We start from the raw sequence: 18,547 nt of genomic DNA on the forward strand, positions 1-18,547 counted from the left end.
CAGTTAGCGGACTACGGGGAGGTCGCCGGTGTTTTCGTCGTCGAGGGCAGCGGGGGACTCGGGGACCGGGGTGTGCTCGGCCTCGTCGAGCGCGATCTCCTCGCGGAAGACGAACTTGCGGTAGGACCAGAACCGGAACAAGGTGCCGAGTCCCAGGCCGATGAAGTTCGCGGCGATGTTGTCGGACAGCCAGCTGTGCAGGTCGAGCACGTACCGGGAGAAGGCCAGGCAGCCGGCCGCGATCAGCAGGCCGATGCCGTTCAGCACGAAGAAGAGCACGTACTCGCGGCGGAGTCCGCTGCGCTCACGGTGCCGCCAGGTCCAGTACCGGTTCCCGAAGTAGGTCGCGACGGTCGCCACCGTCGTCGAGATCAGCTTCGCGGTCAGCGGCTTGTCGTGCAGCATGCCCACGCCGGAGTCGGCGAGCACCAGCGGGTTGTCGAAGACCAGCCAGTTGTAGATCGGAAGGTCCACGGCCAGACCCAGCAGACCGACCAGACCGAACTTGGCCACTTCGTGCACCAGGTGTTCGAACTGGCGATACATCGTGGTGACGAGTTTCAACGGTCTCTGTAACCTTCTGTGATCACACCGCAACGGGGAGGGCAGCTTCCCACGGTACCTGCCGACCGGGCCGACCCTGAAATCCACCGCGCGTGCCAGGGGTGTCACGGTGGCCGCCGTTCGCGCGGTGATGTATGGACATTAGGCTCCAGGCTGTGAAGTTCGAACGAAACGACCTCCCCGTCGGTACGCCTGTCGTCGGCATGGTCGGCGGCGGTCAGCTGGCCCGGATGACGCAGGAGACCGCCATCGCGCTCGGCATCCAGCTCCGCGTGCTGGCCGAGGGCCCGACTGTGTCCGCGGCCCAGGCGGTCGCGGACGCGCCCGTCGGCGACTACAAGGACCCGGAGACGGTACGGCGGTTCGCCGCGGAGTGTGATGTGGTCACGTTCGACCACGAGCACGTCCCGACCGACCTGCTGCACGCGCTCGAGGCGGATGGCATCAAGGTCCATCCCGGTCCGGACGCGCTGGTGCACGCCCAGGACAAGGCGATGATGCGGCGCCGGCTCGACACTTTCGACGCGCCCTCACCGGAACACCAGGTGGTCGAGACACGAGCGGACGTCGTGGACTTCGCCAAGCGGGTCGGCGGATTCCCGATCATCCTCAAGACCACCCGCGGCGGGTACGACGGCAAGGGCGTCTGGTTCGTGGACGGTCCGGACGACGACGCGATCGCGGTCGCGTTCGGCAGCGGCGTACCGATCCTGGCCGAGGAGAAGGTCGACTTCGTCCGCGAGCTGTCCGCGATCGTCGCCCGCTCGCCGCACGGCCAGGCGGTCGCATACCCGATCGTCGAGTCGGTCCAGAAGGACGGCATCTGCGTCGAGGTCACCGCGCCCGCGCCCGGTCTGGCGCCGGAGAGGGCCGCGCAGGCCCAGCAGACGGCGCTGAAGATCGCCGGTGAGCTCGGTGTCGTCGGCATCCTCGCGGTCGAGATGTTCGAGGCCCGCGACGGCCGGCTGCTGGTCAACGAGCTCGCGATGCGCCCGCACAACACCGGTCACTGGTCGATCGAGGGCGCGATCACGTCCCAGTTCGAGAACCACCTGCGGGCAGTGCTGGATCTGCCACTCGGATCGCCGGCCGCGCGAGCGCCGTACACCGTGATGGTCAACGTGCTCGGCGGCGACGTCCAGGACATGCACCGCGGGCTGTTGCACTGCCTGGCCCGCGACCCCGGGCTGAAGGTCCACTTCTACGGGAAGTCGGTGAAGCCGGGTCGCAAGATCGGCCACGTGACGGCGTACGGCGACGACCTCGAGCAGACCCGTGAACGCGCCCGGCACGCGGCGGCCTATCTGACCGGCACCATCGACGAATAGGAATGACCATGAGTGTTGGCATCGTGATGGGGTCGGACTCGGACTGGCCGACGATGAAGGCCGCGGCCGAGGTGTGTGACGAATTCGACGTGCCCTTTGAGGCAGACGTCATCTCGGCGCACCGGATGCCGGTGGAGATGATCGACTACGGACGGTCAGCACACGAGCGGGGACTGAAGGTGCTGATCGCGGGCGCCGGCGGGGCCGCGCACCTGCCCGGCATGCTCGCGTCGGTGACTCCGTTGCCGGTGATCGGCGTACCCGTGCCGCTCAAGTACCTGGACGGGATGGACTCGCTGCTGTCGATCGTGCAGATGCCGGCCGGGGTCCCGGTGGCGACGGTGTCGATCGGCAACGCGCGCAACGCCGGCCTGCTCGCGGTCCGGATCCTGGCCGCGTCCGACGAGAAGCTGCGGGACCGGATGATCGCCTTCCAGGAGTCCCTGGCCGACCTGGCCCGGGCGAAGGGCAGTACTGTGCGTGACGGCGCGGCAGAGCTGCGTAAAGGCTAGTCTTGTAACTGGTTTTCCACAGCCGGGGACGGGTAGTCATGAGATCCCACCCGATGTCGTCTAAGGTCGTCGATCGTGACTCCGCCCACTGAACCGGACACGCAGCGCATCCCGGTCCGTTACTGGATCTGGCTGTTCGGTGCTGCCGTGTCCCTCCTGGGCGACCTGACGATGACGTTCGCCATCGGATGGTCGGCCAGCCAGCACGGCGGCCGCGTCGCCGGTCTGATCCTGCTGCTCGCCGCCGCACCCCGTGCCGCCCTGCTCCTGGTCGGCGGCGCGGTCGGCGACCGCTTCGGCGCCCCCCGCGTCCTGCTGGCCAGCTGTACGGCGATGTTCCTGGTGACCGCCGCGCTCGTCCCGGCCTCGCTGGCCGTGGGCGAGCCGGTCTGGCTGCTGGTCGTGCTGGCCCTCGTCGTCGGCGTGATCGACGCGTTCTTCCTGCCGTCGTCGCGCTCCATGCCGCGCCTGCTCGTCCCACCGGAGCAGGTTCCGCGCGCACTGGCCAGCTTCCAGGTCACCGGCGTCGTCTTCGCCGTCACCGGCACCGCCGTCGGCGGCGTCCTGGTCAGCTGGGCCGGCCTCAAGGCCGCCGCCGCCTTCGACTCCCTCACCTTCCTCGCCATGATCATCGTCCTGATCCTGCTGCGCGGGACGATCGCCCCGCCCGGACGGATGCCGTCCGGCATGCTGCGGTCGATCGCAGCCGGCATCAGGGTCGCTTTCGGGCGCCCGCTCACCCGCGCGCTGCTGATCACGATGACGGTGGCGGCCGGGTTGCTGATACCGCTGGATGCGTTGCTGTTCCCGCTGCTCGCCCGGTCGCACGGCTGGGACGCGGCGACCGCGGGTCTGCTCGTCGCGAGCCGGAGTCTGGGGGTGGGAGTGATCGCGGTGCGCATCCTCATGCGTGGCGCGTTTCCACGGCCGGGTGTGTTCGCAGGCATCGGCCTGCTGGTAGCCGCCGCGGGCCTGCTAGGTCTGTCCGTACTCGACCCGTTGCCGTTGGCCTTCGCGGCCGGCGTGCTCAGTGGGATCGGCGTCGGCACGTTCACCGGTCACGTGCTGCCGCTCTTGATGAACTCCGTCGAGCGTGAGTACCAGTCCCGCCTGCAATCTGTCGTCGTGCTGTGTCAGAGCCTCGCGCTCGTCGTGATGAACCCGGTGCTCGGCAGTCTCTCGGATGTGAGCGGGGTAGGCATCACCGGTGTCTGCCTCGGCATTTCCGTGGCCGCCGCCCTCACCGGTCTCGTCGTCCTGACCCGCCCCGTCCTGCGCAACGCAACTGTCACGGGACACTAGGGCTTGCCGGGGGCTCGGTAGGTCCAGCCGGCGGCGCGCCATTGGGCGGCGTCGAGGAGGAGGCGGGCGTCGATGACGACGGGGTGTTCGACGACGCCGCGGAGGGCGGCGGGGTCGAGTTCGCGGAACTCGGGCCACTCGGTGAGGTGGAGGACGGCGTGGGCGCCTTCGCAGGCCTCGGTGGCGGAGGCGGCGTAGCGCAGCGTCGGGCGGACCTTACGGGCGTTCTCCATCGCCTCCGGGTCGTAGACGGTGACGTTCGCGCCGTGCAGCTGGATCCGGCCGGCCACGTCGAGCGCGGGCGAGTCGCGGACGTCGTCCGTACCAGCCTTGAACGCGGCGCCGAGGACGGTGACGTTCTTGCCGACCCACTCGCCGCCGAGCACCTCGTGGGTGACGTCGACGATCCGGGCGCGGCGGTGCTGGTTGATGTCGTCGACCTCACGCAGCAGCGTGATCACCTCTTCGACGCCGAGCTCACCGGCCCGGTGCATGAACGCGCGTAGGTCCTTCGGCAGGCAGCCGCCGCCGTACCCAGGGCCGGCGTTCAGCATGCCGCGGCCGATCCGCCTGTCGTACCCGAGCGCGTCGGCGAGTTGGGTGACATCCGCACCGGCCGCGTCGGCCAGCTCGGCGAGCGCGTTGATGAAGGAGATCTTCGTGGCCAGGAAGGCGTTCGCGCCGCCCTTCACCAGCTCCGCGGTCGGCCGGTTGCACACGACCACCGGCGAACCCTCGGCGATCGGGGTGGCGAAGACCTCACGCAGCCGGGCCTCCGCGGTCGCCGACTCCACGCCGAACACGAGCCGGTCCGGGTGCAGCGTGTCGTCCACGCCGTGGGCCTCGCGCAGGAACTCGGGCTGCCAGGCGAGCTCGACCGCCGTGCCCGCCGGGGCCTCGGTGTGGAGACGCTGCTCGATGTGCTTCGCCGTACCGACCGGGACCGTCGACCGGCCCACCACCAGTGTCGGCCGGGTCAGCAGCGGCGCGAGCATGTCGACGACCGAGTTGACCTGGGTCAGGTCGGCCGCCTCGCTGCCCTCGAGTTGCGGCGTGCCGACGCTGATGAAGTGCACGTCGGCCCAGTCCGCGATCTCGCGGTAGTCCTTGGTGAACCGCAGCCGGCCGGAGTCGACGTGCTTCTTCAGCAGCGGGTCCAGCCCGGGCTCGTACAGCGGGGCCTTGCCGTCGTTCAGCAGCTTCAGCCGGTGCTCGTCGATCTCGACCCCGACGACGTCGAAACCGAACTCGGCCATCCCCGCGGCGGTGTTCGCCCCGAGGTAGCTGGTACCGATCACGGCGATCCGCAGGGGGCGGGAGGTCGCTTCACTCATGTCCGGGACTCTACCCACCACGGTTATCACCCGGTGACCGGCTCATGTCCGAGGGCCCACCAGGGCGTGCGCTGTTGGTCACTTTCGGCGTCCGACGGCTGCCGAGCGGCGGGCCTGCGTCGTACAGTGCGACTCGTGAGTAACTCATTCGACCTGTACGCGCTGTCCGAGGAGCACCAGGCGATCCGGGACGCCGTCCGCGACGTCTGCGACGCCAAGGTGGCCCCGCACGCCGGTGACGTGGACGAACTCGCGGAGTTCCCGAAAGCGTCGTACGACGCCTTGAAGGCCTCAGACTTCCACGCGCCGCACATCCCGGAGCAGTACGGCGGCGCCGGGGCGGACGCGCTCGCGACCGTGATCGTGATCGAGGAGGTCGCCCGGGCGTGCGCCTCGACCTCGCTGATCCCCGCGGTGAACAAGCTCGGCTCACTGCCGCTGCTGCTGTCCGGGTCGGAGGAGGTCAAGCAGCGCTACCTGCCGCCGGTTGCGGCGGGCGACTCGATGTTCTCGTACTGCCTGTCGGAGCCCGAGGCCGGTTCGGACGCCGTCTCGATGAAGACGCGGGCGGTGCTCGACGGCGACTCGTACGTGCTGAACGGCGTGAAGCGCTGGATCACCAACGCCGGCGTCAGCGACTTCTACACGGTGTTCGCGGTGACCGATCCGGCCGCGCGGTCGAAGGGGATCTCCGCCTTCGTGGTCGAGAAGTCCGACGACGGTGTCTCCTTCGGTGCGCCGGAGAAGAAGCTCGGCATCAAGGGTTCGCCGACCCGCGAGGTGTACTTCGACAACGTGCGGATCCCGGCGTCGCGGCTGATCGGGGACCCGGACACCGGGTTCGGCACCGCGATGGCGACGCTCGACCACACCCGCGTGACGATCGCCGCGCAGGCGCTCGGGATCGCCCAGGGTGCGCTGGACTACGCGCTCGGGTACGTGCAGGAGCGCAAGCAGTTCGGCAAGGCGATCGCGGAGTTCCAGGGCCTGCAGTTCATGCTCGCCGACATGGGCATGAAGATCGAGGCCGCCCGGCAGCTCACGTACGCCGCGGCCGCCCGCTCGGAGCGTGGTGACAAGGACCTGACCTACTTCGGCGCCGCCGCCAAGTGCTTCGCCTCCGACGTCGCGATGGCCGTCACCACCGACGCCGTCCAGCTCCTCGGCGGCTACGGCTACACCCACGACTACCCGGTCGAACGCATGATGCGCGACGCCAAGATCACCCAGATCTACGAAGGCACCAACCAGGTCCAGCGCATCGTCATGGCGCGGCAGCTGCTGAAGGGTCTCGGCTGACGACGTTTCCGCAGGTCAGGCTCATATTGAGCTCCCGCGGGCGGCCTGGTCCGCTGGAGGTCAGGCTGCGGCGGAGTCGCCGCTGCTCCGTGCCTGCTCCGTCAGCCGAACGAGAAGCCCTGCCAAGCGACGGTCGACGGCCAAGCGAGCACGGTCATGTGACGACGGCAGAAGATGGGTGTAAAGGCGAAGTGTGAAGCCGGGATCGTGATGACCCAGGTACTAGGCGAGCTCCTTGATGTTGACGCCGTTGTGGAGCGCCACGCTGGCGAAATGATGGCGCAGGGCATGCATGCCGGTCTTGCGGTCCGTGATGTAGTGACGACGACCGCGGTTGTCCCGAGTAGGTGGCGGGATGACGCCGACCGTCGCTAGCGCGGGCTTCCAAATCGTCTCGTCGTAGTTCCGACCTCGGATCTGCTTCCCAACCGTCCAGGCGAACATGAGCTCCACGGCCCGCACCGTGCCATCGGGGCGCTTCCACGGCAGTGTCGAACGCTTCGTCCACGGGATGGCCGGCAGTTTTCCTCGGCGGACATCTGACTCACGTAGAGGGCGGTGAGCCCGAGACGTTCCGCGGCGTCTTTGGTGCTGATGTAGTAGCCGGCGGATCGGTGGGTGAGCGAACGCGTGCCTGCTCGCCGGCACGTGCGGCCGGGTAGGCCATGGACTTCGTACCTGGGGCGAGCGGTAGGTGGCCGTCGGCCACCAGCTCACGGGTGGCCTCGACGGGTCGAGCCAGCGTGCGGGCAGCGTCTTTGAGCGATCGGCTCACCTCGCCGGAGTGCAGATCGTGGGACGCCGGGAATCGAACCCGGTCGTTACTCCTGGCTACCAACTGCCAGCGCCCCGCCTTGATCAGAGCGTTGCTTCGGCCGTGACCTTGTCCCAGCCGGTCACCCGCTTGGTCGTGGTCACCGAGTTGTAGCACTCGACCGCCTGGGACTGGTTCGGCTCCAGCTCCTCGGTGCTGCAGTTGAAGTTGGCCAGGACGGTCGCGCCCTTCAGGAACTTGATGCTGAAGAACGCCGTGGACGTCGACTTGCTGGTGTTGGTCACCGTGCCGACGACCTGCGAGCCGCCGAACTCCTGGTAGTCGACCTTCCAGCCTCTGGCCAGCGTGTGCTTGCCGATCGTGAACGCCTTGCCCGGGGTGACCTGACGCGGGTCGTTCCGCGTCTGCGGGGCACCGACGGACGAGTCGTCGGTCGAGGCGCTCGGGCTCGTGCCACCGCCCCCACCGCTGGCGGCCACCGAGATGACGACGATCAGAGCGATCAGGCCAACGAACGGCAGGACGACGAAGTTACGGAACTTGTGGGTCTTCTTCTTGAGCACGTAGCCGGGCGGTGGTCGGTTCGGGTCCTGCGGATACTGCGGAGACATTGGTGTCTCCCCTCTCGTGAATGATGCGTGGTGGTCGGTCCTTGCTCGGACTAGACCGGGGTGAGGCCTCGGGGGCGGTACGACGTCGGTGGCGCTGCATGAAGCAGCCCCTCGACCCGGGTGGGCCGGGGGCTGCTGTGGTGCGGATGGATCAGCCGGCGAGCGCCGGAGCGGGGTGTTCGGCAGGGCGGCGGTCTTGTCGCCGATCTTCACCGTCAGGTCACCAGTGCTGGTGACGTAGCCGAACGGGTGCGCCGGGTTGACCCACCCGGCGAACGACTCGCCGCTGGGGTCAGGAGGTCGCGATGGTGACGTCGTCGATCAGCAGGCCGTGGCCGTTGACGAGCTGCGGGCCTGCGGTGCCGCTGAGGCGGAACATCAGCGTGTCGGTCTTGTACTCGTCCTCGCCGGTTGCCTTGTAGTAGGCCTCGAACGTGGTGTTCTTGACCGGCTTGCCGTCGACCTGCACCGAGAACACGTCGTTGTTGGTCGACTTCTTCGTGTCAGGCTTCTTGACGAGCTTGAGCTTCACGGTGTGCGGCTTGCTCGGGTCGAGCCCGGTGGCCACCGTCGTCTCTGTCCACTGGACCTCGTTATTGGCGTTAAGGAACGACCCCTGGCTGACCAGGTCGATGGCGCCGTTCTTGTGCTCGATCGCGAGGAAGCCGCCCCGGCCGCCCTGGCCGTTGTCAGGACTGACCGTCACCCGCAGGCCGTCCTGATACGGGGTCGGCTCGAGCACGAAGGACGCGGTGAACGTTCGCGCCGGCCCGGTCTCGGTGGCCGGGACCGCGAGCGTGGGGCTGAACAGCTGGTCGCCGAAGCTGCCGGACGTGACCGCGTTGCTGATCCGCAGCGCCGAGTCGCGGCCGTCGGTGATTGCGGCGTCGTAGCCACCGGTCATCCGCCAGTTGCTGTCGCTCGCCCCGGCGGTCTTGTCGATGGTCACCCCGGTGAAGCCGGTGGTGTACGGGCCGGTGACGGCGGCGTTGGCCGATCCGGCGAAGGCTAGCGGCACGGCCACGGCGGCCACGGCGACCGCGCCGAGGAAGATCTTCTTCATGGTGAGGTGTCCTTATGTGGTTTGGGCCAGCGCCGGGTGTAGGCCCAGATCCCAGGAAGTTGGTCGGTTGACCGACTAAGTCTGATGGTACGGTCTGCTAAGGTCAGAGCTAAAATCGGCGGGGCGTGATCTGCGACACTTGGTCGAACGACCGAATTAGATGCGAGGTGCATGATGGCGCACGTGAAGGCGTCCGAGCGGCGCGGTCAGCTCGTGGCCGCGGCCCGAGCCGTGCTGTCCCGCGACGGCGTTTCCGGCGCGACCCTGCGGGCTGTTGCCGCCGAGGCGAAGGTGCCGCTGGGGACGCTGCACTACGTCTTCCCGTCCAAGGAACTGCTGATCACCGCGGTGATCAGCGACGTCACCGACGAGGTCTCCGCGGTCTTCAGCGCGGCCGAAACCGATGCCGGCCTCGACCACGCCATCCGGCACGGGCTGGACGTCTACTGGCGGCGGCTCGTCGTGAACGACCCTCAACTGGCCCTCATGCGGCACGAGTTGTTTGTCTACGCCCTGCGCACCCCCGGCCTCGAAGACCAGGCGCGGTGGCAGATCGAGAGCTACACCCGGATCGTGGCCGAGTGGATCCAGAAGGCCGCGAGCAACGCCGGCGAGGTCTGCGCCGTGCCCTTCGACACCCTCGCCCGGGTCCTCGTCGGCAGCGTCATGGGGATCGTCGTGCAGTACCTCAGCGACCACGACCGGGCCCGGTCACAACGGGACCTGCACGCCGTCACCGAGATGCTGATCCGCCTCGCCGCGGTGCACCCGGCACCCCGCACGGCGCGAGATTGATGAATGGGCCGAGGGCGTACCTGGCTCCCAACACGAATCCCTCGTACAGCCGGCTCAGGACCTAGCCAAGCGAAGAGAGCCGAACAGTCATACTGCGGAGGCGGTGACCGCGGCGCGCTCGAGCGCGATGTTCCGAGGCTTGAAGATCGAGCGATGGCTGGTGAGGTGGCCTCCGGTGTCCGGTACGTCGGCGAGCAGGGTGACACCGGACAGTCAAGAGGCCCGGAGCCGAAGCGCCGGGCCTCGCGACTCAGGTACGACGGACAGCCAGGCCGTCGATCTGGTAGACCTTGCCCGCAGTCCGGGTCGTCAGCAGCACCGAACCGGTCAGGAAGCTCGCCGGCACCGGGAGCGGCACGATCGCCTGGTATACGGTCGCTTCGTAGCTCAGGTTGACGATGCCGACCGACTTTCCGTTGTAGTAGACGTTCAGGCTGCCGCACGTCCCGCACTTCGTCGCGATCAGGAACAGGCGTTTGGCCTGCACGCTGCTGCGCGAGACGGAGATTCCGTTTCTCGTGGTGACGGTCGCGGTGCCCAGGTAGTACAGCTGATGGCTGGCGCGGGTCCAGCCCGTCGCGGCACCCATGGCGCGGTCGTCCGACGGCCTGGAGACGCACCGATCGGCAGTCCAGCCGGACACGTTGCCGACGGCATCCCGCGCCCGGACCGACACGCAGTACTCGTATCCCGCCGCGAGGCCGATCAGCACCGAGGTGGCCGTCGTACCGGACTTGACCGGGGCGTAGGCGCCGAAGTTCCCGGCCGTCGGTGCGATCCGCCAGCGGGTGTCGTACGACGCTACCGGCAGGCCACTGTTGTCCGTGGCGGTGTAGGTCACGGTCGCGGTCGCTGCCTTCGTCACGTCGAGGACCGGGCTGGTTATCCGCACGTTGGGTGCGGTCACGTCGACCAGCACGGACTGGTGCGCGACGCTGGCGTGGCCGTCAGCGTCGACCGCCTTCACCAGGAACTGGTGCACACCGACCCAGGCGCCACTCGTCTGGTACGGCGAAGAACATGGAGCGGCCGGTGAGCCGTCGAACTGACACGTCGTGGTCACGGGTGTGGCCAGCCCGGTAGTGCCGAACGGGATGCTCAGGTCGGGGCGCACCGCGCCGGACATCGGCGGGATGACCACGCGCGGTCCCTGCCAGACGGCCGATCCGATTCGGTCCGACGGCTGGGTGCGGAAGATGGTCTCGCCCGCTCCGAGGAAGCCGTCGGCACCGACCGACTGGGTCACGAGTGCGCTGCCGCCGAAGCGGATGGGCTGAGCCACCAGCACCTCGGCGCCGTCGGGTGACCAGGTGATGCCGTCCGGCCGGAGTTCGGATGCGGTGCCGAGCTTCGGCGCACCGCCGCTGACCGGGATGAGTGCGGGCGCATTGCCGTCGAGGTAGGCGATCCAGCGGTGATCCGGGGACACCGACGGCATGGTGCTCTGCGCGGTGCCGGCGATGGTGCCGAGTACGACGCCGTTGGCCTTGGCCTCGACGTACTCGAGGAGCCCACTGTTGCGATCCTTGACGATCAGCTGCGCGCGGCTCAGCCAGGTCGGCATCAGCATGTTGCAGCCGACCCGGATCGGCGTACCGCCGGTCGCGGCGACGATCTCGACGCACGAGCCGCCGTCGGGCTGGAGCCGCTCGAAAGCGAGCTGCGCCCCGTCCGGCGACCAGGCCAGCCGGATGATGCCGGACGAACCGTCGAGGATCTGCACCGGCGTCGCGTGCGGGATGTCGGCCCGCACTCGCCACAGACTGTTCTGCCCCTTGGCGAAGGCGATCTCCCGGCCGTCGAGTGAGGCGGCGACGACCTCGCCGATCACCTGGGTCGGACCGTCCGGTGCCAGCGGCACGACCTGCTTGCCGCCGGGTACGGCGATCTGGCCCGCGAACGTCCTGGTGTTGCCGTTCTCCAGCCGGATCGTGTGGCCGACCGTGATCGCCCGGTGCGTCGGCGGCAGCATGATCGGCGTACTGGCCGGGCCTTCGCCCTCGGCGTTGGTCGCCGCGACCGCGTAGGTCGCGCCGGGGATGCGCTCGGACTCGTGCCACTCGTACCCGCTCGAGTTCCACGCGGGCTCCCAGGGCAGGACGGTGTCGACGCCGTCGACGACGCGGTGGATGACGTAGCCGTTGACGGCATCGTCGTTCGCGTCCGGCGCCGCGGTCCAGCTGAGGTCGACACCCGTGAGGGTGCCGGTCAGCTTGATGTCCAGCGGGGTCGACGGGAGCTTCGCCGCCCGGGCGATGCCGCGCGGGACGGGGACCGCGGTGGCCGGTAGGGCCGAGGTCAGGCAGACGGCCGCCAGCACGATCGGTGCCATGGCTCGCAAGATCGCACGCAAGAGGTTCCTCGAATCGGTACGGCGAGAACCGGAGAGGTCCTCGCTCGCCCATGTATCGAGGTGGCCGCGCCACCGTTACGCGGATTGCAGGAAGTTGCGATCTGGGTTGCCCGATCACACCGCGGAGGCTCTCTCTGACACGGAAGAGGTCACTGGTCGGGGCCGATGAGTTCCTTCATGATCTCGTCCGGGTTGCCGGTTAGTCGGCGTGCTTGCTGGGTGGTTGGGGCGTTCTCGTCTTGGCTGCGTTGGCGGCGCGTGCGACGAGCTCGAGCAGGTCGCCAGTGACATTCCATCTCCGTTCTATTCATCTAGCTGTGGCAGGCGGGGAGGGCGTTGCGCCTGCAAGAGCGGGTCGGGTATCCGGTCGCCGAGTCGCAGCAAGCCGGCTCCGATCAGTGCTGCCGCCAAGGCGCCACCCCACCAGATGGCGTTGGGTGACGTTGCGAGCAGCGCGCCGCCGACCGCGGGGCCCAGCGCCACGCCTGCCGTGAAGCTGAGGCCGTAGAGCGACATGTAGCGGCCGAGCAGATGCGGCGGTGCGAGGTCGGCGACGATTGTGCCGAGCACGATGAACTGCGCGCACTCACCGATCGCGATCACGATCGCGACCCCGGCCAAGACGATGGTAGCGCTGAGCGTCGAGCTCGTTAGCGTTGCGAGCAGGACCGCGAGCAGGCCGATGGCAAATAGCGCGCTGGTCGCGGCAAGAGCGTGTGTGCGGCGCATCCGCTTGACGACCCGTGTGGCTGGAATCTGCGCGACGACGATGAAGAAGGTGTTGATGAAGAAGACAACGCCGATCTCGTCCGGCCCGACAGGCGTGTGCGCCTTCGCAAACGGCGCGAGGATGTTGGAAAAGAGCGCGCCGCCGGTCATTATGAGCACGATGTTGGCGGCGATCAGGATGAGGAAGAGCCGATCGTGAGCAACTGATCGGAAGCCTGTTCCCCTGTCACTCGCGGACGCAGCATTCGCAAGGCGAGCATTCGGGATCCCCACGAGCACAACCAGCGCGAAGACAGCGAACGTGGCGCCGTCGAAGAGGTAGAGCGCCTGGAACGCGCGGAGGTCATTGGCGGAAGCGACGATGAAGCCCGCAACCGTCGCGCCGCTGCCAAGACCGAAGTTGCCTGCGACTCGGCGGAGCGCGATCGAGGAGGCGCGCTGCTCCGCTGAGACCAGGGTCAGGCTCAGAACCTGGTTCGCGGTGCTCGCGACTCCGAATCCGGCGCCGCCGACGGCCGAGCAGACGAAGGCTTGCCAGGGACGGTCGACGAATGCGAAGCCCGCGTAGCCCAGTGCGCTCGCGAGATTGCCGATGATCAGGATCGGCTTCGCGCGGAAACGATCGAGCAGCGCACCCGAAAAGGGCGTTACGACCGCCGCCGTGCCCATGACCGCCGCCAGCACCAGCCCCGCCGTCGCCGTCGGGAAGCCGCGGGCCTGGTGCAGGTAGATGATCTCGAAGGGAAGGATCAGTCCAGTGCCGAAGTAGTTGACCGCGGTCCCAGCCTGAAGAACGATGACGGGCCGCGGCAGGCCCGTCCGCCAGCCGGCGAACACACGAGCGAGCGTCCTGCTTACGTGGTTCCTGCGGGTGGCTGCTTTCCCATGCGTGCCTGGGACTTGCACGTTCAGCAGCGCCCGCGGCGGCGGCGATCGAGAACGGCGAACGCCACGCGCCCGGCCGATGCGGACGATTCCATCGTCAACCTCCAGGGTCGTTTCCAGCTGCCGCGGCACGATCCGGTGGGCGGATCGTCCGGGCGGTCGCTAGTGCATACACCGCGGCACCGGGAAACTGGGCGCCCGCGAGCCGCCCAGTTCGCGCCATGGGCGGTGTATATACCGGGCAGAGGCACGACAAGGTGCGGAAGGAAGGAGTGCAGGATGGTGACAGCCGATCTGCTCTCACGGGCGCGGGCCGGGGATGGCGAGGCGTTCCGGGAGCTGGCCGAGTCCCACCGGCGGGAGCTACAGGTGCACTGCTACCGGATGCTCGGATCCTTCGCCGACGCCGAGGACGCCGTCCAGGAGACGATGCTGGCCGCCTGGCAAGGCATCGGCGGGTTCACCGAGGAACGCGCATCGCTGCGCACCTGGCTGTACAAGATCGCCACCAACCGGTGCCTCAACGCGCGCCGCGCGGCAAGCCGGCGCCCGGCCAGGGAGTGGGATATGTCGCAGTTCCAACCGCCCGTGCCGACCCCGCGCGACGAGGCCGCCTGGCTGCAGCCGTTTCCTGACGCGTTCCTCGAGGGCGCCGTCGACCAGCCGCTCGGGCCGGAGGCCCGCTACGAGCAGAGCGAAGCCATCTCGCTGGCCTTCGTGGCCGCCCTGCAGATGCTTCCGCCCCGCCAGGTTGCCGTCGTCATCTTGCGCGACGTCCTCGGATTCCACGCCAGCGAGGTAGCCGGCATGCTGGAGGTGACCGTCCAATCGGTCAACAGCGCCCTCAAACGAGCCCGCGCTAGCCTGCAGCGCCGCGAGCAGCCGGCCGCCGGCCACCAGCCGCCGCCCGCCGCTGGCTCGCCCGCCGAGGACGCGGTCGTGGCCATGTTCGCCCGCGCGTGGGAGTCGGCCGACCTCGACGCGCTGGTGGCCCTGCTGACCGACGACGTCTTCATCGCGATGCCTCCGGAGCCCTTCGGATACGAGGGCCGAGAACTCGTGGCCCGCTACTGCGCCCGCCAGTTCGCCGCGGGCCGCAGGTTCGACCTCGTGCCGGCCCGAGCCAACGGCCAGCCCGCGTTCGGGGCATACCTGCGCGGCCCGGCCGGAATCCGCCACGCGACCGCCTTCTACGTGCTCACCCTTGCCGGCGGCCGGATCTGCGGCATGACCCGCTTCGAGGCCAGCGTGCTGCCGTGGTTCGGGCTACCGCGATCGCTCCCCAGCCGATAGCCAGCACCGGGCCATGGAGAGGCTGCACGCGCCGAACGAGTTCTTCCGAGTCCGCGGGCTGCGCGAGGGATGCGGGCCTGGGAGGAGTTGCGGCGGCTGCCGGCCGACGCGCCCGCACCGGCCCGCGAGCCGGGAGGGCGACGACGGCTGAGACGCATTGACCGACGAGGAGGCAGCGATGGCATCCGACCGCGACGACTCGCCGAGATGGGCGCCGGACGCCGATTCGCGCCGCCGTACCGCTGCCTGCTCGTCCAAGGAGCGGCTGTCGCTCCGCTCGGAACGGAGGAACTCATGCATCCCTACATCGGCAAGGCGATGGCCGAAGCCCGGCAGGACGAACTGCTCGCTCAGGCGGAGCGGCATCGTCTCGTCCGCGCGGCGCGAGCCGGTCGGACGTCCTGGCCCGTTCGATGGCTGCACGCGCTACGCCGGCGTTCGTCAGGCGGTCTTCGGACCCCACCGGTCAGCGCCGCTCAACCCGGTGGTTCGGGTGGGATGACGGATCCGAGTTGAATCGCGAGGCGCTGGATGATGTCGGCGCGGCTCTGTCCGGTGGCATCGGCCAGCCAGATGATCAGCTGCGCCTCGATGAGGTGGTTGAGCCAAGCCTGCCGGCTGCGGGTCGTGTTCATCGCCGCGACGCCTTCGGCCAATGCCTGCTGGTCGTGCTCGCTGACCGGGCCGCGGAGCTTGATGCCGACGGCGCCGGGCTGGTTCACTGCCGCGATCATCGCGACCTTCTGCTCCAGGTGCTCCGGGTCGTGGCCAGGTTCGCCGAAGATCGTCATCGCCCGACTCACAGGCGATTGCAGCTACATCCCTCGGACGAGCCGGTCACCGAGGTCCGAGCGGCGGTAGAGGACCGAGCGGCCGTGCCGCGCCGAGATCAGCAGGCCGGCTGCCCGCAGTGCGCGCAGATGCTGGTTGACCGCGGTCGTTGTGACCTTCAGGCGCACAGCAAGCTCGGTTGACGACGTCGGCGTCTCGAGCAGTCCTAACAGGCGGGCCCGGACACGGCCGACCAGGCCAACCAGGGCCGCTGGCGGCGTACTCGTCTCGGCCTCCCAGAGCGTTCCCAGGCCGCGTGCCGGGTAGATGAGGTGCGGCGGCTCGTCGGGGGAGATGGGCACCGATCCGCGTCGGCTGAAGAGCGAGGGAGTGAGCGTCAGGCCGCGGCCGGCGGTCGAGGTGCGGTAGGAGTAGTCGCTGCGCAGCCGTACCCGCAGGACGGTGCCGTCCAGGCGTACATGTGGGTCGATGCCGGCGAACATCGCCGCGAGACCGGCCTGGGCGGTGACCCGGCCGCGGTAGACGACGTCGGCCTCGAGCACTGTCCGCATCCGCGCCCAGTGCGGCTCGAAACAGGCCTGCCAGTAGTCCCGCAGCGCTGCCAGCACGCGGTCGAGTACCTTGTCTGATCGACCCCGTAGTGCCGGCGGAAGCGTGGCCGGATGGATCTGCGCCAGGTCCGCGCGTACGACGCCGGCCGGGGTGCCCGTGAGCGCCGCCAGTTCGTCGTCGATCCTGCCCAGCGGTGTGTAGGGCCGTGGGGTGAGGAAGTCCGGCGTCCACAGCGACTCGTTGGTCAGGGCGCGGAGCAGTTGCAGGTCGAGGCCGGCCCGGGCCGGCCCGGTTGCCCGTAGCCAGGGCAGCTGGAGCGGGAATCGGCCGGGGTCGCGCAGGGTCCGCAGGGACAGGGCCAACTCGTTCAGCGGTGAGATCGCGAACCGTACTTCGCCGAGGTCGTTGCCCGCGAGCTCGTACTCGATCATGAAGCAATACGCTATATCTCTGGTGCCGGGAAGCTCCGGATGCCACAACTGTCGAGTGCCTGAACTCCTCCGCGACTGGACGCTCACCGCTGCGGGATCGCACGTACGTCGCCTCGACAGTCCTCACGCCGTACTCGCGATCCACTTCGAGCTGACCACGGTCGGGGCGCAACCGCGGCCGTCGCAAACCAGGCCGCCACACGCAGGAACCAACGCCACGCACCTGTCGACGGCACGAAGAGAGTTCTCGTGCTCTCGAGGCTTACAAGGAAGGTCCACAAGTGAGACGAACCAAAGCTGTCCTGGCTGTCGCGGCAATCGCGTTGACGCCAGTGCTTCTGACAACCACCGCTGCGTTCGCCGCCGAGCCGGTCGGCGCCCCGACCGCTTGCCAGGCGCCCACGGACACCTTCGTCGTGACCACGCCGGTGGACGAGATGTCCGACGACGATGTGCGGATCACGATCTTGCGCATCATCGGCGACCCGAGCACGGGCTACGAGGTCGAGGCCGCCGCGCAGGAGGCCTTGAACGGCACCGTCGAGGACCAGCGCAACTTCCTGACCACCGACCGCTGGCCGGCCCGAGCCGAGGACGACAGGTTCGCCGTCCTTAGAACCCTCTACTTTGCCAACGTGTACAACGACCGCGGCGTCAGTACGGCGGTGCAGCAGGCTCTCAACGACGGCACGCCGACTGTCCTGCGCGCCTTCCTGGAGACCGGCTGCCGCATCGCCCAGTTCGAAGACGACAGGTTCGCCATCTTGCGAATGCTCGCCGATCCGACCACCACTGCAGCGGTCCGTGCGGCGGCCCAGCAGGCCCTCCACGAGGGCACATCGGAAGCGGCGCGGTACTTCCTGGAGCACGGCCAGTTCGAGGTCTAGGACACCGAGCCGGTCCGCCCACAGGAACTGAGCCCAGCCGAACGACTGGGCTCAGTCCACCGGGGAAGCCAAACCCGACGTCGGCCGAACGGGCGATGTCGATCCACGCCTTGTCACCGCTCTCGTCGAGGCGTTGCCCACGCCGGCGGGCCGAGGAACTCGCTCAGGCGCCCGTGAGCATCGACCATCCCGACGTACAGGACACCAACGCTCTGGTCCGCGACGACGATGCTTCGATCGTCCTCCTCAATTGGGAAGAGGCGATGGTCGGCTGCCCGTTCTTCTCACTTCACCGCCTGCTGCGAGATGCCGAGCTCGTGCACCTGACCGGTCCGGTACGGCGTGCGTACGTGGACTCACTGCAGGCATGGGGAGACGAAAGGACGTTGGATCGCTGGATCGAGTTGGCCCTCGCCCTCGCACCCCTCAAGCTCGCCGGCGAAGCCCGCTCCTTCGCCCGGGCCTTCGGCCTGCAACAACCCACAGCAGATACACGACCCGCCTGATCAGCGACTGCCTACAGAAGCTGACGACATCCTCGAACGCCTGACACCCGATGTCCGTACTCCCGGCTCCCCGCTCATCCGCTGAGCGGCGAGCCGTGCCGGACGGACTGTCGACACCCTCGAAGCAGCCACCGGAGGTATGTAATGGATCAGCGAGAGGCGATTGTCGCTGTGGTGCGACGATGCGAGCGGGTGCTCGTCATTCAGCGCGGCCCAGCCGCCCGGCTACCGGGCTACTGGGTACCACTCAGCGGCAAGCTCGATCCTGGCGAAACGCAGGCGGAAGCCCTGGTCAGGGAGGTACGCGAGGAAGTCGGCCTGAAGGTGACACCCATCGCCAAGGTTTGGGAATCACAGACTGAAGACGCCGCGTTCGTCCTCCACTGGTGAACCGCCGAACCCGAAGAAGGCGACCTGGTCACCCATCCCGGAGAGGTCAGCGACGCCAGATGGGTCACGGCCCGCGAGTTCTCCCAACTCCAGCCAACCTTCTGCTCCGATCGCCCGTTCTTCGAGCAGGTGATGCCTAACCTCTG

Annotated in this window: 18 protein-coding genes; 9 read left to right on the forward strand and 9 right to left on the reverse strand. The window is 68.4% G+C overall.

Going from position 1 to position 18,547, the window contains the following annotated elements; all coding sequences use genetic code 11:
* Positions 1-3: 3 nt before the first annotated feature.
* Positions 4-564, reverse strand: coding sequence for a GtrA family protein (locus OG555_RS20825; RefSeq protein ID WP_329484588.1), 561 nt, complete (start codon positions 562-564; stop codon positions 4-6).
* Between the two features lie 155 nt (positions 565-719).
* On the opposite strand from OG555_RS20825, the gene OG555_RS20830 reads away from it, so the two are divergent.
* The 3 genes from OG555_RS20830 to OG555_RS20840 all read left to right on the forward strand — a co-directional run bounded on the left by OG555_RS20830 (position 720) and on the right by OG555_RS20840 (position 3,706).
* Positions 720-1,892, forward strand: coding sequence for a 5-(carboxyamino)imidazole ribonucleotide synthase (locus OG555_RS20830; protein ID WP_329484589.1), 1,173 nt, complete (start codon positions 720-722; stop codon positions 1,890-1,892).
* Between the two features lie 8 nt (positions 1,893-1,900).
* A complete protein-coding gene (gene purE / locus OG555_RS20835; RefSeq protein ID WP_329484590.1) occupies positions 1,901-2,404 on the forward strand; it encodes a 5-(carboxyamino)imidazole ribonucleotide mutase in 504 nt (167 codons plus the stop codon).
* 75 nt (positions 2,405-2,479) lie between these two features.
* Positions 2,480-3,706, forward strand: a complete 1,227-nt coding sequence (locus tag OG555_RS20840) for an MFS transporter (protein WP_329484591.1) — start codon at positions 2,480-2,482, stop codon at positions 3,704-3,706.
* Here OG555_RS20840 and OG555_RS20845 read toward each other — a convergent pair.
* Positions 3,703-5,040 (reverse strand): UDP-glucose dehydrogenase family protein, encoded by a 1,338-nt coding sequence (locus OG555_RS20845; RefSeq protein ID WP_329484592.1) that lies wholly within the window; start codon positions 5,038-5,040, stop codon positions 3,703-3,705. The two genes, OG555_RS20840 and OG555_RS20845, sit on opposite strands and share 4 nt — an antisense overlap.
* A 135-nt stretch (positions 5,041-5,175) precedes the next feature.
* Between OG555_RS20845 and OG555_RS20850 the strand changes: the two genes are divergently transcribed.
* Entirely contained in the window at positions 5,176-6,339 is a 1,164-nt protein-coding gene (locus OG555_RS20850) for an acyl-CoA dehydrogenase family protein (RefSeq protein WP_329484593.1), read from the forward strand.
* A gap of 222 nt (positions 6,340-6,561) precedes the next feature.
* Here the strand turns inward: OG555_RS20850 and OG555_RS20855 are convergent, their stop codons facing one another.
* From OG555_RS20855 to OG555_RS20865, 3 genes are all read right to left on the reverse strand, one after another.
* Positions 6,562-6,792 (reverse strand): hypothetical protein, encoded by a 231-nt coding sequence (locus OG555_RS20855; protein WP_329484594.1) that lies wholly within the window; start codon positions 6,790-6,792, stop codon positions 6,562-6,564.
* Positions 6,793-7,197: 405 nt separating this feature from the next.
* Positions 7,198-7,725 (reverse strand): hypothetical protein, encoded by a 528-nt coding sequence (locus OG555_RS20860; RefSeq protein ID WP_329484595.1) that lies wholly within the window; start codon positions 7,723-7,725, stop codon positions 7,198-7,200.
* A 292-nt stretch (positions 7,726-8,017) separates the two neighbouring features.
* Positions 8,018-8,788 carry a hypothetical protein gene (locus OG555_RS20865; protein ID WP_329484596.1) on the reverse strand — a complete coding sequence of 257 codons (771 nt, stop codon included), beginning with the start codon at positions 8,786-8,788 and terminating at the stop codon, positions 8,018-8,020.
* A gap of 171 nt (positions 8,789-8,959) precedes the next feature.
* Between OG555_RS20865 and OG555_RS20870 the strand changes: the two genes are divergently transcribed.
* Positions 8,960-9,583 (forward strand): TetR/AcrR family transcriptional regulator, encoded by a 624-nt coding sequence (locus OG555_RS20870; protein WP_329484597.1) that lies wholly within the window; start codon positions 8,960-8,962, stop codon positions 9,581-9,583.
* A gap of 250 nt (positions 9,584-9,833) precedes the next feature.
* Here the strand turns inward: OG555_RS20870 and OG555_RS20875 are convergent, their stop codons facing one another.
* A complete protein-coding gene (locus tag OG555_RS20875) occupies positions 9,834-11,915 on the reverse strand; it encodes a hypothetical protein (protein WP_329484598.1) in 2,082 nt (693 codons plus the stop codon).
* A gap of 324 nt (positions 11,916-12,239) precedes the next feature.
* The gene (locus tag OG555_RS20880; RefSeq protein WP_329484599.1) at positions 12,240-13,502 is read right to left on the reverse strand and encodes an MFS transporter; all 1,263 of its coding nucleotides are present in this window, start codon (positions 13,500-13,502) and stop codon (positions 12,240-12,242) included.
* Between the two features lie 327 nt (positions 13,503-13,829).
* Between OG555_RS20880 and OG555_RS20885 the strand changes: the two genes are divergently transcribed.
* Complete coding sequence (locus OG555_RS20885; protein ID WP_329484600.1) at positions 13,830-14,843, forward strand: RNA polymerase subunit sigma-70; 1,014 nt, start codon at positions 13,830-13,832, stop codon at positions 14,841-14,843.
* A 476-nt stretch (positions 14,844-15,319) separates the two neighbouring features.
* Here OG555_RS20885 and OG555_RS20890 read toward each other — a convergent pair whose 3' ends face one another.
* Positions 15,320-15,634, reverse strand: coding sequence for a hypothetical protein (locus tag OG555_RS20890; protein WP_329484601.1), 315 nt, complete (start codon positions 15,632-15,634; stop codon positions 15,320-15,322).
* A gap of 24 nt (positions 15,635-15,658) precedes the next feature.
* Complete coding sequence (locus OG555_RS20895; protein ID WP_329484602.1) at positions 15,659-16,618, reverse strand: ArsR/SmtB family transcription factor; 960 nt, start codon at positions 16,616-16,618, stop codon at positions 15,659-15,661.
* A gap of 281 nt (positions 16,619-16,899) precedes the next feature.
* Here OG555_RS20895 and OG555_RS20900 point away from each other — a divergent pair, with 281 nt between their 5' ends.
* The 3 genes from OG555_RS20900 to OG555_RS20910 all read left to right on the forward strand — a co-directional run bounded on the left by OG555_RS20900 (position 16,900) and on the right by OG555_RS20910 (position 18,401).
* Positions 16,900-17,505 (forward strand): ALF repeat-containing protein, encoded by a 606-nt coding sequence (locus OG555_RS20900; protein ID WP_329484603.1) that lies wholly within the window; start codon positions 16,900-16,902, stop codon positions 17,503-17,505.
* Between the two features lie 173 nt (positions 17,506-17,678).
* Positions 17,679-18,011, forward strand: coding sequence for a hypothetical protein (locus OG555_RS20905; protein ID WP_329484604.1), 333 nt, complete (start codon positions 17,679-17,681; stop codon positions 18,009-18,011).
* A gap of 144 nt (positions 18,012-18,155) precedes the next feature.
* Complete coding sequence (locus OG555_RS20910) at positions 18,156-18,401, forward strand: NUDIX hydrolase (protein ID WP_329484605.1); 246 nt, start codon at positions 18,156-18,158, stop codon at positions 18,399-18,401.
* The last annotated feature ends 146 nt before the right edge of the window (positions 18,402-18,547 follow it).

Origin of the sequence: Kribbella sp. NBC_01484 (genome assembly GCF_036227145.1) — a bacterium.
In the GTDB taxonomy this organism is placed as follows: Bacteria; Actinomycetota; Actinomycetes; order Propionibacteriales; family Kribbellaceae; genus Kribbella.

What these genes read in the sequence shown, in the direction of transcription:
- OG555_RS20895 (WP_329484602.1), bottom strand. Translation starts at nt 16,618, where the DNA reads ATGATCGAGTACGAGCTCGCGGGCAACGACCTCGGCGAAGTACGGTTC.
- OG555_RS20845 (WP_329484592.1), bottom strand. Translation starts at nt 5,040, where the DNA reads ATGAGTGAAGCGACCTCCCGCCCCCTGCGGATCGCCGTGATCGGTACC.
- OG555_RS20865 (WP_329484596.1), bottom strand. Translation starts at nt 8,788, where the DNA reads ATGAAGAAGATCTTCCTCGGCGCGGTCGCCGTGGCCGCCGTGGCCGTG.
- OG555_RS20885 (WP_329484600.1), top strand. Translation starts at nt 13,830, where the DNA reads ATGGTGACAGCCGATCTGCTCTCACGGGCGCGGGCCGGGGATGGCGAG.
- OG555_RS20860 (WP_329484595.1), bottom strand. Translation starts at nt 7,725, where the DNA reads ATGTCTCCGCAGTATCCGCAGGACCCGAACCGACCACCGCCCGGCTAC.
- OG555_RS20890 (WP_329484601.1), bottom strand. Translation starts at nt 15,634, where the DNA reads ATGACGATCTTCGGCGAACCTGGCCACGACCCGGAGCACCTGGAGCAG.
- purE (WP_329484590.1), top strand. Translation starts at nt 1,901, where the DNA reads ATGAGTGTTGGCATCGTGATGGGGTCGGACTCGGACTGGCCGACGATG.
- OG555_RS20870 (WP_329484597.1), top strand. Translation starts at nt 8,960, where the DNA reads ATGATGGCGCACGTGAAGGCGTCCGAGCGGCGCGGTCAGCTCGTGGCC.
- OG555_RS20875 (WP_329484598.1), bottom strand. Translation starts at nt 11,915, where the DNA reads ATGGCACCGATCGTGCTGGCGGCCGTCTGCCTGACCTCGGCCCTACCG.
- OG555_RS20910 (WP_329484605.1), top strand. Translation starts at nt 18,156, where the DNA reads ATGGATCAGCGAGAGGCGATTGTCGCTGTGGTGCGACGATGCGAGCGG.